This is a genomic window from Micromonospora sp. NPDC049900 (genome assembly GCF_044461025.1).
Taxonomy (GTDB): Bacteria; Actinomycetota; Actinomycetes; order Mycobacteriales; family Micromonosporaceae; genus Micromonospora.
The window spans coordinates 72555-85940 of sequence record NZ_JBITKM010000019.1 but is presented as its reverse complement, the minus strand read 5'-3'; the positions used below and the strand labels follow the sequence as shown (position 1 = coordinate 85940).

12 protein-coding genes are annotated in these 13386 nt (G+C 71.4%); 2 read left to right on the top strand and 10 right to left on the bottom strand.

The features are described 5' to 3' along the window. Nucleotides 1-276: methionine adenosyltransferase domain-containing protein (locus tag ACIBMZ_RS27500; RefSeq protein WP_396698692.1), on the top strand; the 276-nt coding region annotated here is incomplete at its 5' end. Nucleotides 277-372: 96 nt separating this feature from the next. On the opposite strand, the gene ACIBMZ_RS27495 is transcribed toward ACIBMZ_RS27500, so the two are convergent. From ACIBMZ_RS27495 to ACIBMZ_RS27455, 9 genes are all read right to left on the bottom strand, one after another. Next, nucleotides 373-1473, bottom strand: coding sequence for a hypothetical protein (locus ACIBMZ_RS27495; protein WP_396698690.1), 1101 nt, complete (start codon nt 1471-1473; stop codon nt 373-375). A 165-nt stretch (nt 1474-1638) separates the two neighbouring features. Continuing rightward, on the bottom strand, nt 1639-3720 hold the full coding sequence (locus ACIBMZ_RS27490) for a xanthine dehydrogenase family protein molybdopterin-binding subunit (RefSeq protein WP_396698688.1): 2082 nt from the start codon (nt 3718-3720) through the stop codon (nt 1639-1641). Between the two features lie 101 nt (nt 3721-3821). Further along, nucleotides 3822-5531, bottom strand: a complete 1710-nt coding sequence (locus ACIBMZ_RS27485; RefSeq protein WP_396698700.1) for a bifunctional 3'-5' exonuclease/DNA polymerase — start codon at nt 5529-5531, stop codon at nt 3822-3824. A 20-nt stretch (nt 5532-5551) separates the two neighbouring features. Further along, nucleotides 5552-5953: a VOC family protein gene (locus ACIBMZ_RS27480; RefSeq protein ID WP_396698686.1), complete on the bottom strand. Its 402-nt coding sequence runs from the start codon at nt 5951-5953 to the stop codon at nt 5552-5554. A 190-nt stretch (nt 5954-6143) separates the two neighbouring features. Further along, nucleotides 6144-7106, bottom strand: a complete 963-nt coding sequence (locus ACIBMZ_RS27475) for a carbohydrate ABC transporter permease (RefSeq protein WP_396698684.1) — start codon at nt 7104-7106, stop codon at nt 6144-6146. A 13-nt stretch (nt 7107-7119) separates the two neighbouring features. Next, nucleotides 7120-8061 carry a sugar ABC transporter permease gene (locus ACIBMZ_RS27470; RefSeq protein WP_350696753.1) on the bottom strand — a complete coding sequence of 314 codons (942 nt, stop codon included), beginning with the start codon at nt 8059-8061 and terminating at the stop codon, nt 7120-7122. Between the two features lie 37 nt (nt 8062-8098). Continuing rightward, nucleotides 8099-9502 carry an N-acetylglucosamine/diacetylchitobiose ABC transporter substrate-binding protein gene (ngcE, locus tag ACIBMZ_RS27465; RefSeq protein WP_396698681.1) on the bottom strand — a complete coding sequence of 468 codons (1404 nt, stop codon included), beginning with the start codon at nt 9500-9502 and terminating at the stop codon, nt 8099-8101. Nucleotides 9503-9527: 25 nt separating this feature from the next. Next, nucleotides 9528-10277, bottom strand: coding sequence for a sugar isomerase domain-containing protein (locus ACIBMZ_RS27460; RefSeq protein ID WP_396698679.1), 750 nt, complete (start codon nt 10275-10277; stop codon nt 9528-9530). Next, nucleotides 10274-11236: a MurR/RpiR family transcriptional regulator gene (locus ACIBMZ_RS27455; protein ID WP_396698677.1), complete on the bottom strand. Its 963-nt coding sequence runs from the start codon at nt 11234-11236 to the stop codon at nt 10274-10276. The genes ACIBMZ_RS27460 and ACIBMZ_RS27455 overlap by 4 nt, the downstream gene beginning before the upstream one ends. Nucleotides 11237-11426: 190 nt before the next feature. Between ACIBMZ_RS27455 and ACIBMZ_RS27450 the strand changes: the two genes are divergently transcribed. Further along, nucleotides 11427-12416 (top strand): N-acetylglucosamine kinase, encoded by a 990-nt coding sequence (locus tag ACIBMZ_RS27450; protein WP_396698675.1) that lies wholly within the window; start codon nt 11427-11429, stop codon nt 12414-12416. A gap of 353 nt (nt 12417-12769) precedes the next feature. Here ACIBMZ_RS27450 and ACIBMZ_RS27445 read toward each other — a convergent pair whose 3' ends face one another. After that, nucleotides 12770-13330, bottom strand: a complete 561-nt coding sequence (locus ACIBMZ_RS27445) for a GrpB family protein (RefSeq protein WP_396698673.1) — start codon at nt 13328-13330, stop codon at nt 12770-12772. Between the last annotated feature and the right edge of the window lie 56 nt (nt 13331-13386).

The window sequence follows — 13386 nt, the reverse complement described above, 5'->3', positions numbered from 1 at the left end:
TGTGAGGTGCAGGTGGCGTATGCGATCGGTAAGGCGCATCCGGTGAGTTTGTTCGTGGAGACGTTCGGTACGGAGACGGTGCCGGTGGCGTCGATCGAGAAGGCGGTGTCGGAGGTGTTCGATCTGCGTCCGGCGGCGATCATTCGGGATCTGCATCTGTTGCGGCCGATTTATGGGCAGACTGCGGCGTATGGGCATTTCGGTCGGGAGTTGCCGGATCTGACGTGGGAGAACACGGATCGGGCTGCTGATCTCAAGTCGGCTGCGGGAGCCTGACCGGCGGCGGCAGTGACGACCGGCGGCCCGCTGACGGGTCGCCGGTCGCTCGCGTCTGGCGCGCCGCAGACCGGCCAGTTCCCGTGGACGCCCGACCTAGGACCGGCGACCGGCCAGCCGGAGACGACGCTTGACGCCACCGGCGGCCCGCGCCTTCAGGCGCGCCAGCATCTCGTCGCCCTGCCCCTCGGCCCGCCGACCGAGCGAGTCGGCGTGCCCGAGCATGCCGACGATCGTCTCGATCGCCACGTCGAGCAACTGTCCGTCGTCCAACTCGTCGGGACTGACGGTCCGCTCCATCCCGGTCGGCCGCAGCTCCGCCAGGTCACCCACGACGGAGCACGGATAGTCCCGGATCTCCGCGATCTGCTGCTCGGCGAGGTCGCACACCCACGCGGCCCGGTCCAGGCCGACACCGAACCGCAGATCGTTGGCGCGCTCCTTGAGCACCGCGTCGACCAGGTGCCGCTGCACCACCTTCTGGTACGGCGTCCGCAGCGGATACCTGTCCCCCAGCGCCTGGTTGACCCGGCGCAGCAACTCGCTCTCCGCAGCACCCAGGGAGGGATTCGAGGTCGGTGCGGTCAGCTCACACAGGCCGTCCGGAATGCCCATCACCCCGGCGAAACGGCGCCAGAGCAGCTCTCGCGGTGCACCGGGTGGCGGCACGACCACCAGGTGCCGCTGCCGCGCCGGCACCAGGTCACCCCAGCGGCGCAGCATCCGAGGCGCGGTGTAGTTGTCCCAGAAGGTGTCGAAGCGGCCCGCCTCGACGGCCCGCAGGAAGCCGTCGAAACGCCAGGTGCTGCGCGCCCGGATGCTCTGCTGCCAGGTCGACGGGAAGGTCCGCCACAGGTCCCGCCCGGCCGCGATCACGTGCACCTCGGCGGGTTGCAGGCTCTCGATCGCCCGGGCCGCCTGCGCACTGGTCGCCGCACCCAGCCCCTCGTTGCTGATGATCACGTCGCCGGACCACCGGCGCGCCTTCTCGGCCAGCCGGTCCCACGTCCAGTACACCTCGGCGTCACGCCAGTGCGCCGCACGCAGATCCGCCATCGCCTGGTCGTGCGCCACCGCGCTGCCCGGCAGCAGGATCCCGGCCTTACGCAACACGTCCTGGTTGCTCCAGAGCACGTTCTGCACGAAGGTGCTGCCCGTCTTCGGGGCACCGATGTGCACATAGACGCGTCTGGCCATTCCGCCTCCCCGGCATCGTCACCTCCCCGACCGGAGTGGTCGGGTTGGAGGCACCAGGGTGGCACACCGAAAACGTGAAAGAAGCCGCAGGTGAGACACGGTCACGCGGCCCAATTCCACAATGCTCGACAGCCGAAGTCAGGGTGAACTCTGCGCGACGCGACCTCAGCCGACGAGCAGTTTGTCCAGGGTCACCGGGAGTTCCCGGACGCGTACCCCGGTGGCGTGGTGCACGGCGTTGGCGATCGCGGCGGCGGCACCGACGATGCCGATCTCCCCGGCCCCCTTGACGCCCAGCGGGTGGACCGCGGCATCGGCGTCCGGCACCCAGTACGCCTGCACCGCCGGCACGTCGGCGTTGCTGCTGACGTGGTAGCCGGCCAGGTCGTGGTTGGCCCAGGTGCCGTACCGGTGGTCGAAGGCACCCACCTCGTGCAGCGCCATCGACAGGCCCATGGTCATCCCGCCGATCAACTGGCTGCGCAGCGTGGTCGGGTTGACCACCCGGCCGACCGCGAAGACCCCGAGCTGTCGCAGCACCCGCACCTCCCCCGTCTCCTGGTCCACCCGGACCTCGGCGAACTGCGCCCCGTACGCGAAGCGCGGCGACGTCGGCTGCGCCGCGACCTCCTCGTCGGTGCTCACCTCGACCAGCAGCCCTTCGGCCGGCACCGGACCCGACGCCGCGACGAGCCGGTCACACAGCCGCTCGCAGGCCCGCAGCACCGCCCAACTCCACGAGGTCAGCCCCATCGACCCGCCGGCCACGTCGGCCGCCGGCAGGGCGGTGTCCCCCACCTCGATCCGGACCCGGTCGGACGGTACGCCGAGCGCGTCCACGGCCACCTGCCACAACGCGGTCCGGGCGCCGGTGCCGATGTCGGTGGCGTTGATCCGTACCTCGAAGCTGCCGTCGGGCAGGGCGGCGGCCGACGCGGCGGCCGGTCGGACCCGGGCGGGATAGGTTGACCCGGCCACCCCGGTGCCGAACAGCCACCGGCCGGACCGCCGGGCCCGGGGCGTCGGGTCCCGCCGCGCCCAGTCGAACCGGCGTGCCCCGTCGGTCAGGCAGGCGGCCAGGTTCCGGCTGGTGAACGGCGCTCCACTCGCCGGATCGACCGGGGTGTCGTTGCGCAGGCGCAACTCGACCGGGTCGACCCGGCAGGCCAGCGCCAACTCGTCCAACGCCGACTCCAACGCGAACGAACCCGGGGTGAACCCGGGCGCCCGCATCCAGAGCGGCGTGGGCACGTCCAGCCGGGCCACCCGGTGCGTGGACCGCAGGTGCGGCGTGGCGTACATGTGGCGGGTGTAGACCGCCGTCTGCTCGGCGAACTCCGTCACGTACGAGGTCTGACTCTGCGCGTCGTGGCCGACGGCGACGAGTCGTCCGTCCCGGTGCGCGCCGAGCCGGATCCGTTGGACCGTCGGCGTCCGGTAACCCACCGGGCCGAACGTCTGCTGACGGGTCAACGCCAGCCGGACCGGCCGGTCGACGTGCCGCGCCGCCATCGCGGCCAGCACCGCCGGCACCTTGGCGTAGAGCTTGCCGCCGAAGCCGCCGCCGACGTGTCGACTGATCGTCCGCACCGACTCCGGTGGCAGCCCGAACAGCCGGGCCAGCACCTCCCGGACCGCCCCGGCCCCCTGGCTGGAGTCGTGCACCAGCAGACACCCGTCGCGCCACTGCGCGGTCGAGGCGTGCGGCTCCATCGGGCTGTGGTGATACGACGGCGTGCGGTAGGTGAGGTCCAACCGCACCTCGGCGGCGTCGAAGCCGGCGTCGAAGTCACCGGTGAACACGTCGGTCGGGTAGCTCGGGTTCACGTGGTCGGGCCGATAGAAACCGTCGTCGCCGGCGGGTAGCCGGGTCTGGTGCGGCTGCACGTCGTAGCGGAGCCGGACCAGCCCGGCCGCCTCCCGGGCCGCCTCCGAGGTCTGCGCCACCACCAGCGCGACGGCCTGCCCCCGGAAGTGCACCACCGGGTCCTGGAGACGGAACACCTCCGCGTCGATCCCGGGGAGCAGCCGGGGCGCGTTGTCGTGGTGCAGCACCGCCAGCACGCCGTCGACCGCCAGGGCCGCCGTGCTGTCCACCTCGGCGACGACGCCTCGGGCGACCGTCGCCGGCACCAGCCACGCGTACGCCATGTCCGCCGCCGGGTACTCCACCGCGTACCGGGCGGTGCCGGTCACCTTGTCGTACCCCTCCAGTCGGGTGTGCCGCTGCCCGACGGCCGCGCTCACCGGCGAGCCCTGTCGACCCGCACCCGCCCCGATCTACGCATAACGCCCACCCTAGGCGTCCTCGGGAGTCGACGGCCCCGATCCGGTCAGCCGAGCGCCGCTCACGCCGCGTCGGCGTAGCACTCCACCACCGACAGGTCCAGCGGGAACCGCACCGCGGTCTCGCCGAACAACAGCGCGGTGGCCCGCCGACCGGCCCGTTCGACCGCCTCGGCGACCCGCTCGGCCTGCGCCGCCGGGCAGTGCACGATCACCTCGTCGTGCTGGAAGAAGACCAACTCGGCGTCGGTGCCGGCCAGTTCGCCGCGCAGCACCGCCAGCAGCGTCGAGGCCCACTCGGCGGCGGTGGCCTGGATGACGAAGTTGCGGGTGAACCGGCCCCGGGACCGGGCCGCCCGGGCTCGGGGCGACTGCGGGTCACCGGCCGCGTCCGGGTCGGACGGCCCGTCGTCACCCGCATCGAACCCGGCCGTCCCCGGCGGGCAGGTACGCCCCAACCACGACCGCACCAGCCCGCCCGCCTCACCGGTGCGGGCCGCCGCCTCGACATGGCCGAACGCGGTCGGGTAGTTGCGTCGCAGCACCGCCAGCGCCGGCACCGCCGAGCCGCCGGTCTGCCCGTACATCGCCCCCAACAGGGCGAGCTTGGCCCGGCCCCGGTCGCCGCCGAACGCGTCCCGGGCCAGCGCGGCGTACAGGTCACCGGTGGCGCCGGCCGCCGCCAGCCGAGCGTCGCCGGAGACCGCCGCCAGCACCCGGGGCTCCAGTTGCCCCGCGTCGGCCACCACGAACCGCCACCCCGGATCGGCCACCACCGCACGGCGGATCACCTTCGGGATCTGCAACGCGCCACCGCCCCGGGTCGCCCATCGGCCCGACACCACCCCACCGGGGACGTACTCGGGCTGGAACCGCCCCGCACGGACCCACGCGTCCCGCCAGGCCCGCCCGTGTGCCGTCCAGATCCGGTAGAGCTCCTTGTACTCCAGCACCAGCGGCACCGCCGGATGGTCCACCCCCCGCAGCACCCAGGCGCGGGTGTTCGGCAGCTCCACCCCGACCCGCGCGAACGCCCGCAGCAGCTCCGCCGGGCTGTCCGCGTGCACCTGCCGTACGCCGAACGCCTCGGCGATCCGCGCGGCCAACTCGGCCAGCCGACGCGGCGGGCCGCCGACCGGGGACGGCTCCCCGAGCAGCTCGGTCAGGACCTCGTCGTGCACATCGGCACGCCAGGGCAGGCCGGCCGCACCCATCTCGGGACCGATCAGCGCACCGGCCGACTCGGCAGCCACCAACAGTCGGAACCGTCCCGGCGCCTCGGTCGCCGCGATCCGGTCGAGCTGATCGGCGTACACCCCGGTCAGTGCCGCGATGCCCGGACCCGGCGGCCCGGGCACGGCGTCGAAGAGCGCGTCCTGCCCGCCGCCCGGCGGAGCGGCCACGCGCGGCGGTGGGTCGGCCGGCACCGGCGCGCCGGTCAACCGCGCCCAGGCCGCCGCCAGCGCCCGGGGCTCGCCGAAGCGGCCGGTGTAGCCGAGCAGCAGCGCCTCGGTCAGCTCCACGTCGTGGCAGCGCGCGACCCGGACCCCGGCGCGCAGCAGCGCCGGATAGAGCGTGGTGCCGGCGGCCCAGACCCAGCGCGGCGAGTCGGACCGCTCCCGGGCGGCCACCGCGGCGGCCAGGTCGGCGACCGGCTCCGGCGGCCCCACGGCGGCGCCCGTGGGGCCGAGGGGTTGCAGCACTCCCCCGCCCCGCTCGTCAGGCACCACCGCCACCAGCACGAACGGCATTCTTCCGCCCCGGTACGACACCCCGGCGAGCGGGAGCGGAGTCAGTCGGCGTTCGACCACGAACGGTGGGACAGCACGAGGCGGTAGCCGTCCGGGTCCTCGACGGTGATCCCCCACCGATCCCAGTAGGCGCTCTGGGAGACCCGGCGGCCACCGGTGGACACGAGTCGGGAGACCAACTCCGCGTCGGGGACGTCGCCGAGATAGATCACGAGCAGATCCTCGGGGCCCGGTGTCGGTCGTACCGCCAGATGCGGACCGCCGACCAGTTCCAGATGCCAGGCGGCGCGGGGCCAGCCCAGCATGATCAGGTCATGCTCGCCGGGACCGCCCTGGCCCCGGTAGAGCACGTGCAGGCCGAGCCCGGCGCGATAGAAGTGCTCCGCGACGGCCAGGTCACGGGACGGTCGGGCGATCCGGATGCGAGCGGCAGGGTCGATCACGATTGCTCCCTCGGTTGGCCAGAGGGCATCGTGCAACCTCAACCGAAGTCGAGGTCAAGGTCCTCGACCGGGGACGGGCCAGCCGGTCGCGAAGGTCGTCCCGCTCGTACGACTTCGGCGGTCTGAGCCGGGCTGCCGGGCGTCGCGCCGCTACTGTCCCGCCACCGGCCGGTGGCGGGACGGTAGGCGTTTACTTGCTGACGCCGGCGGTGAGGCCGGACTGCACCTGGCGCTGGAAGACGATATAGACGATCAGCACCGGCAGCATCGCCATCGTCACCCCGGCGAACAGGCCGGACCAGTCGGAGCGGTAGCCCTGGTTGACCGACAGCTCGATCAGGCCCTGGGAGATGACCTGGTTCTTCGGCTCGCCGGCCACCGACTGCATGAGCAGGGTCGGCAGGTACCACTGGTTCCACTGGCCGAGCACGTTGAAGATGCCGATGCTGATCAGGCCGGGCTTGGCCATCGGCAGCATCACGCTGAAGAACAGCCGGCTGTGCGAGGCCCCGTCGACCATGCCCGCCTCCGCGATCGCGTTGGGCAGCGTCCGGAAGAACGAGTGCATGAAGAAGACGGTGAACGCCAGCGACCACGCCACGTAGACCAGGATCAGCATCAGGTGCTTGTTCGGGCCGAGGAACGGCAGCGCCACGCCGGTGTTGTAGACGCCCTTGAACAGCGGCACCGCGGCGAGATAGATCGGCAGGGTCAGGCCGGACAGGAACATGTAGTAGATCAGCCGGTTGCCGGGGAACTCGTACCGGGCGAGCACGTAGGCGGCCATCGAGCCGAGCAGCATGGTGAGGAAGACGCTGCCGGTCAGCACCAGCACGGTGTTGAGGAAGAACTCGCCGATGTGGCCCTCGGTCCAGGCCCGGGCGAAGTTGTCCCACTGCAACTGCTCCGGGATGAGCGACAGCGGCTTGCGGATCACCTCCGAGTCGGTCTTGAGCGCCGACATCACCACCCACAGCAGCGGGTAGACCACCATGATCGCCCAGACGGCGAGGAAGAGGTGCGAGAAGCCGTTGAAGAACCGTGCCCCGGCACGACCGCCACCGACGGGGGCGCGGTCGGCCGGCGTACGCCCCGGCGGCGGGGCCTGGTCGGGCCCGGCCTGGCCACCCGGGGTGTGGGTCACCGTGCTCATCGTCCAGGTCTCCTCAGTACTCGATCCGCTCACGACGGGTGATCCGGAGCTGGAGCGCGGCCAGCAGGATCGTGAAGATCGCCAGCGCCACGCCCATCGCGCAGGCGTAGCCGAACTGGCCCTTCTGGAAGGCGGTGAAGTTCAGCACCGACGCGAAGATCTCGCTGGCGTGGTTGGGTCCGCCCTGGCTGGGCGTCATGACGAAGACCAGGGCGTACATGTCCAGGGCGATGAAACCCAGGTAGACCCAGGCCACCGAGACGGTGTCCCGCAGCAGCGGCAGGGTGATCCGGAAGAAGGTGTGGAAGCGGCCCGCGCCGTCGAGGATGGCCGCCTCGTAGACGTCCTTGGGGATCGACTGCATGGCCGCCGAGAACAGCACCATGTAGAAGCCGGCGCCGCTCCAGACCGCGATCAGCAACAGCCACCACAACACCGCCGGTACGCCGAGGAAGGGCTCCGGGTCGTACATGAAGGTGATCGGGTCTTCCTCGCTGACCAGCCCGATCTTCATCAGGATGCCGTTGATCAGGCCCTGGCTGTCGGCGCGGTAGATCTGCTGCCACATCACCGCGATGACGACCAGGGACAGCACCTGCGGGAAGAAGAAGATCACCTTGTAGAACCCGGAGCCGAAGACGCCCCGGATGCCGGCCTTGTCCTCGCGTCCGCCCACGTTGAGCAGGAACGCGAGGAACAGGGCCAGCGCGATGGTGAACAGCGGCACGGTGATCAGGAAGAAGACGTTGTGCCAGAACGCCTTCCTGATCAGCTCGTCGGAGAACAGCCGGATGTAGTTGTCCAGCCCGACGAACTGCTGCCTGTCGGAGTAGCCTCCCCAGTCGGTCAGCGAGTACCCGGCGGCCTGCAGGAACGGCCACACCACGTAGAAGACGTAGAGGCCGACCGGCAGTGCCAGGAAACCCGTGACGAAACGGCCAACACCGTGCCGCATGTCTCTCACTTCCTCGTTCGGTTGGATCCGGCGGGTGTCACGCGTCGCGGGTCTGCTTGGTGATGGACGAGTCCTTGGCGACCTTGTCGGCGGCGGCCTGCATCTTGTCGACGAACTGCGCGGCGGTGAGCCGGCCGGCCATCAGCTCCTGGGAGAGGTTCTGGCTCTCCTTGTCCAGGTCCGCGTAGAAGTTCCAGAACTTGATCGAGACCAGGTCCTTCGGCGCGTTCTTCATCAGTTCGTTGGCGCTGGCCAGCGCCGAGTCCTGGACGTTGTCGCCGGAGCCGGCAGTGGAGGCGAGCGACTTGGTCAGCTCGGCGAACTTCGCCGAACCGGCCTTGGAGAGCACGGCCCGCAGGAACTCCTTGGCCGCCGCCTTGTTGGGGGCCTTGCTCGGCACCACGATGCCCTCGCCCGCACCGGCGTAGACGTCGTTGGGCGCCTTGTCGGTGGCGCCCAGGCCCCAGTAGTCGGAGATCTTCATCTCGAAGCCCGGCGGGATGGTCGCCGCCATCTCGTTCTTCAGCCAGGTGCCGACCTGGATGAAGGCCGCCTTGCCGTCGAGCCAGGCCTGCTGCGACTGGGTGTGGTCGAGCTTGCCCGGGAGCACCAGCTTGTCCTTGACCAGCTTCTCCCACACCTCCAGGGCCGGCAGGATGCCGTCGGCACGCCAGGCGTTCTCCTTGAGGTTGTCGATGTCGATGACCGCCTGCTTGCCGGCCGACTTCCAGACCGTGGCCATCAGCGCCCAGCGCGGGTAGTAGCCGTGCACCGCGTCGTAGACGTACGGCGACATGCCCTTGGCCTTGATCTTCGGGGCGAGGGCGAAGAACTCGTCGAAGGTCTTCGGCGGGGCCCAGCCCTCCCGGTCGAACAGCGCCGAGTTGTACCAGTTGCCCCAGACCGTGTAGGCGATGTTGACCACGTAGAACTTGCCCTGGAAGGTGCCGTCGGCGACGGTGCCGGGCAGCAGGGTGTCGGCGACCGTGCCCCCACCCTCCCAGGCCGGGGCCGCGAGCAGGTCGTCCAACGGCTCGATGGCACCCTCGTTGACCAGGGTGCTGATGTCCATCATGTCGGCGCCCGAGTTCATCACGACGTCGCTGGGCTGCGTCGCCATCTTGGGCTGCTCTTCGGTCTTGATCTTCTGGGTGGAGCTCATGTTGACGGTGACGTTCGGGTGCTTGGCGCTGAAGATCGCCTGGTCTTCCTTCGCCCAGGCGTCACCCAGTCCACCGTTGAAGATGACCACCTTCACGGCGCTGTCGGCCTGCACGCCGAAGGGGTTCTCGGTGCTCTTCTCCCCGGCGTTGTCGGTGTTCTCGCTGGGCGTGCTGCCCGCACAGGCGCTGAGCAGACCCACAGCCGGGGTCACCAGGAGGCCCGCGGCCGCCGCGCGGCGCAGCAGGGTCCGGCGACTGAGATCGGGGGAAACGGACATCTCTGACTCTCCTTGTGGTGTCGGGTCAGGCGGTGCGCCGGAGACGTCCGGCGTACCGCGACTCGAGGGCGAGGTTGTGCTCGTCCCCACCGGGGACGTTGGCGGAGAGGTAGATAGGGGGTGCCTCTCCGGCCTGGTGGAACCGTCGTACGACCTCCGCGGTCAGCAACTGCGCCAGCAGCGCCGAGGTGACCGAGGAGACCGCACAGACCGCGCCGCCGCCCTCGAGCGGCAGCAGTGCGTCGCCGTACGGCGCGCCGTTGTCCAGCACGACGTCGGCGAGATCGACGAGCCGCCGGCCGGACGGGTGGCGCGGGGCGACCCGTCCGGTGTGCTCGACCGAGGTGACCGCGATCAACGGGTGACCGCGACCGGTGACCAGCAGGGCCAGTTCGACCACCGAGCCGTTGATGCCGGACTGGGACGCCACCACGAACACGTCCTGCGGCTGCGGCGCGGCGATCTCGTAGAGCTGGTGGGCGATGGCCGGGTCGCGCTCCAGCTTCGGGTCGGCGAGCACGTCGCGCGGGGCGTCGCCGTGCAGCACCAGGTCGTGCAGGGTGAGCCGGTTGGTGGGCACCAGCCCGCCGGCCCGGGCCACCAACTCGGCGGCGAACGCCTCGGAGTGCCCGGCGCCGAACGCCTGGAGCACCCCGCCGTCGCGCAGGCTGGCGGCGATCAGGTCGGCGGCCCGGCCGAGCGGCTCGTGCCCCCGGTCGACGAGACGGTCCAGGACGGGGCGGACCGCGTCCGCGTACCCCTGGGCGCTGATCATGCGCTGGCTCCCCTCGCGGCCTTGTGTCCGTCGACGGCCTGGGCGGTACGCCGGAAGGCCGCGTGTGCGCGGTCGTGGGTGCGCTGGGCGACCGCGATGTAGAGCAGGTCGAGGACGACCAGTTGCGGATGCCGGGCCGACAGCGCGTCCGGGCGGAACGTGGTGGCGTGGCTGGCGGTCAGCAGCACGATGTCGGCCAGTTCGGCCAGCGGCGAGCGACGGAAGCCGGTCAGCGCGATCGTGGTCGCGCCCCGGCTGCCGCCCTCGGCCACCATCTCGATGGCCTCCCGGGTCTGGCCGCTGTGCGAGATGCCCAACGCGACGTCGCCCGGACGCAGCAGTGCGGCGGAGGCGAGCCCGGAGTGCACGTCGTTCCACGCCCAGGCGGCCACCCCGATGCGATGCAGGCTGAACTGCATCTCCTCGCCGACCAGGGCGCTGCCGCTGGCCCCGAAGATGTTGACCCGGCTCGCCCCGGCGATGGCGTTCGCGGCCCGTTCCACCTCGTCGAGGTCGAGCAGCGCGGCGGTGTCGTGCATGGCCCGGGTGTCGGCCGCCATGATCTGCTCCAGGACCCGGTCCAGCGGGTCGCCGGGCTGGATCTCGCGTCCGATGTCGACGGTCCAGCCGGCCGACCGGGCCCGGCCGGTCTCGGCGGCGATGCCCAGCCGCAGGTCGGCGTAGCCGTCGAAGCCCATCGCCCGGCAGAACCGGGTGACGGTCGCCGGTGAGGTACCGCTGCGCTCGGCCAACTCGACGATGGTGGCCCGCGCCGCCGCCTCCGGGTCGCTCAGGACGTGCTCGGCGACCCGGCGCAGCGCGCCGGTCAGCTCGTCGGACCCGCTGCGCACTCGGGCGAGTATCCCGCCCGAGCCGACGCCGAGGGCGCCCCGCCGGTCAACCCGGTCGGCGTCGGCCACCGCGGTGCCCGCGGAGGTGTCCGCCTCGTGATCAACCATGGGACGCCTTTCGGAAAAGACTGTTAACTGATAGTGGTAAAAGTTCTTACTGAAGCCACCTCCGTGTCAAGACCGTGGGCGAAGTTTTCAAACTGTTACCTGGCGCACCATCCGACGCCGGATCCGCGCCTTGCCCTGAAGAGGTGCCGCGACCAGCATGAACGTAGATCGATCAAGGAGGTGGGCGCCGATGTCCGACACCGTCGTGATCGGCCTCGACATCGGCGGCACGTCCACCCGGGCGCTCGCCGTGACCCTCGGCGGCGACCGCCTCGGCACCGGCCGAGCCGGTGGCGGCAACCCCACGAGTCACGGCGCCACCCGCGCCGCCGGGGAACTCCTGACCGCCCTGCGCGCGGCACTGGCCGACATCGACCCGACCCGGGTACGCGCCGGTGCCGTCGGACTCGCCGGAGCCGGCCGTCTCCAGGCCGACCCGACCGGACGCGCCGCGTTCGCCGACGCCTGGCGGGCCGCCGGGCTGCGCTGCCCGTACGCGGTGCACGGCGACGCCCTCGTCGCGTACGCCTCGGGCACCGCCGCACCACGGGGCACCGTCCTCGTCGCCGGCACCGGCGCGATCGCCGCCGAGGTCCGGGACCTGCGCCTGCACCGCGTCGCCGACGGACACGGCTGGCTGCTCGGCGACGCAGGTTCCGGCTTCTGGCTCGGCCGAGCGGCGGTACGTCGACTGCTCACCGCCCTCGACGGCGGCACCGACCCGGGCGACCTCGGCCGACGGGTGCTCACCGAACTGACCGGCTCCGCCGAGGTCGCCGCACGCCCCCGGGACACCGTCGACGCGCTCGTGCAGGTCGTCACCCGCCGCCCACCGGTGGAACTGTCCCGACTCGCCCCGCTGGTGCTCGACGCCGCCGCCTCCGGCGAGCCGACCGGGGTCGCGCTGCTGGACGCGGCCGGCGCTCACCTGGCCGACACGGTCGGCCGGATCCGACCGGCCGACGACACCGACGTCCTGGTGCTCGGCGGCGGGCTGCTGACCGGCTGCACCCCGCTGGCCGCCGCCGTCCACGCCGAGGCCCGACGACGCTGGCCGCACGCCCCGGTCCGATCGGCCGGGGACGGTGCCGCCGCAGCCGCCTGGCTGGCCGCCCGCGAACTGCCCGAGGTGACCGACCCGACCGCCCTGCACGCCCGCCTGGTCCCCCCACCCACCTGACCCACCCGCCACCGGCCACCCCGACCGCCCTGGGGCTCCGGTTGGCATCGCTGCCGACGGCCACGCGGCAGCTCCCGCATTCGCACTCGGGCGATAGAACTTACATCGACTGACGTCATCCTCGAAGATGCCAGTCGGTCACCTTGGACGCAGCCGGCCCCGCCCTCTCGACCCCCTTTGCTCTGCTTCGACCGGCGCAACATGATCGGCGCGAATTCGTTGCGTGGGGTGCAGCAGAGCAAAGGGGCCGGAAAGACCGATGAGGCGGGCAGTCAGGCGCCGTTCTTGGCACCGGACATCAGGGCCACCACCGCAGATGCGGCGGGAAGCCGACCGGTTGCTCGATCGGATGGTCACCGTTCCGGGTCACTGACGGCCGGTGGTTGCGTCCGGTGGCGGACACCGAGGACCTCGTTGACGAAGTCGTCCTTGCTGCGGGCGTAAGCCGCGAGGTCCACGCCGTGAGCCTGCGCGAGATCGCGCTTGAGTCGCTCGTACCGGGACCGATAGTCCGCGCGTCCCCGCAGCGCATCGCGGAACGCGATCCGTCGCCGCCACAGCAGCGAGGTCGGCTCGGTGAGGTGGAGCTGAAAAGTGCGCTCCCACCAGTTGTCGGTCGCCGGCTTGAAGAAATAGTGCGCTTCCTCCGGGCGGTGCACGCCGTTGCGGTAGCCGAGTGCGGTCACCACTTCGATGGCGGCGACCGCCTCCGCGAGGCTGCGTACCGGCGCCATCATGTCGATGATCGGTTTCGCCGCCAGGCCGGGAATCGATGTCGAGCCGATGTGCTCGACCGGCCCCACCAGCCACCGCTTCAGAACGGTTTCGAGGGTGACCCGCTCCTGCGCGAACAGCACCGCCCAGTGCGGATCGTACGGGTTGAGGGTGACCGGAGTGCCGTCCACGGATCTCATCGTGCCATTCTCGGCGGCCCCGCCCGGACTGCGTTCGGCCGCCCCGGACGGCGGTC

Bases quoted from the DNA above. Each gene is read 5' to 3' on its own strand.
- ACIBMZ_RS27450 (WP_396698675.1), top strand. From the start codon at position 11,427: ATGTCCGACACCGTCGTGATCGGCCTCGACATCGGCGGCACGTCCACC.
- ACIBMZ_RS27460 (WP_396698679.1), bottom strand. From the start codon at position 10,277: ATGATCAGCGCCCAGGGGTACGCGGACGCGGTCCGCCCCGTCCTGGAC.
- ngcE (WP_396698681.1), bottom strand. From the start codon at position 9,502: ATGTCCGTTTCCCCCGATCTCAGTCGCCGGACCCTGCTGCGCCGCGCG.
- ACIBMZ_RS27445 (WP_396698673.1), bottom strand. From the start codon at position 13,330: ATGAGATCCGTGGACGGCACTCCGGTCACCCTCAACCCGTACGATCCG.
- ACIBMZ_RS27470 (WP_350696753.1), bottom strand. From the start codon at position 8,061: ATGCGGCACGGTGTTGGCCGTTTCGTCACGGGTTTCCTGGCACTGCCG.
- ACIBMZ_RS27495 (WP_396698690.1), bottom strand. From the start codon at position 1,473: ATGGCCAGACGCGTCTATGTGCACATCGGTGCCCCGAAGACGGGCAGC.
- ACIBMZ_RS27475 (WP_396698684.1), bottom strand. From the start codon at position 7,106: ATGAGCACGGTGACCCACACCCCGGGTGGCCAGGCCGGGCCCGACCAG.
- ACIBMZ_RS27455 (WP_396698677.1), bottom strand. From the start codon at position 11,236: ATGGTTGATCACGAGGCGGACACCTCCGCGGGCACCGCGGTGGCCGAC.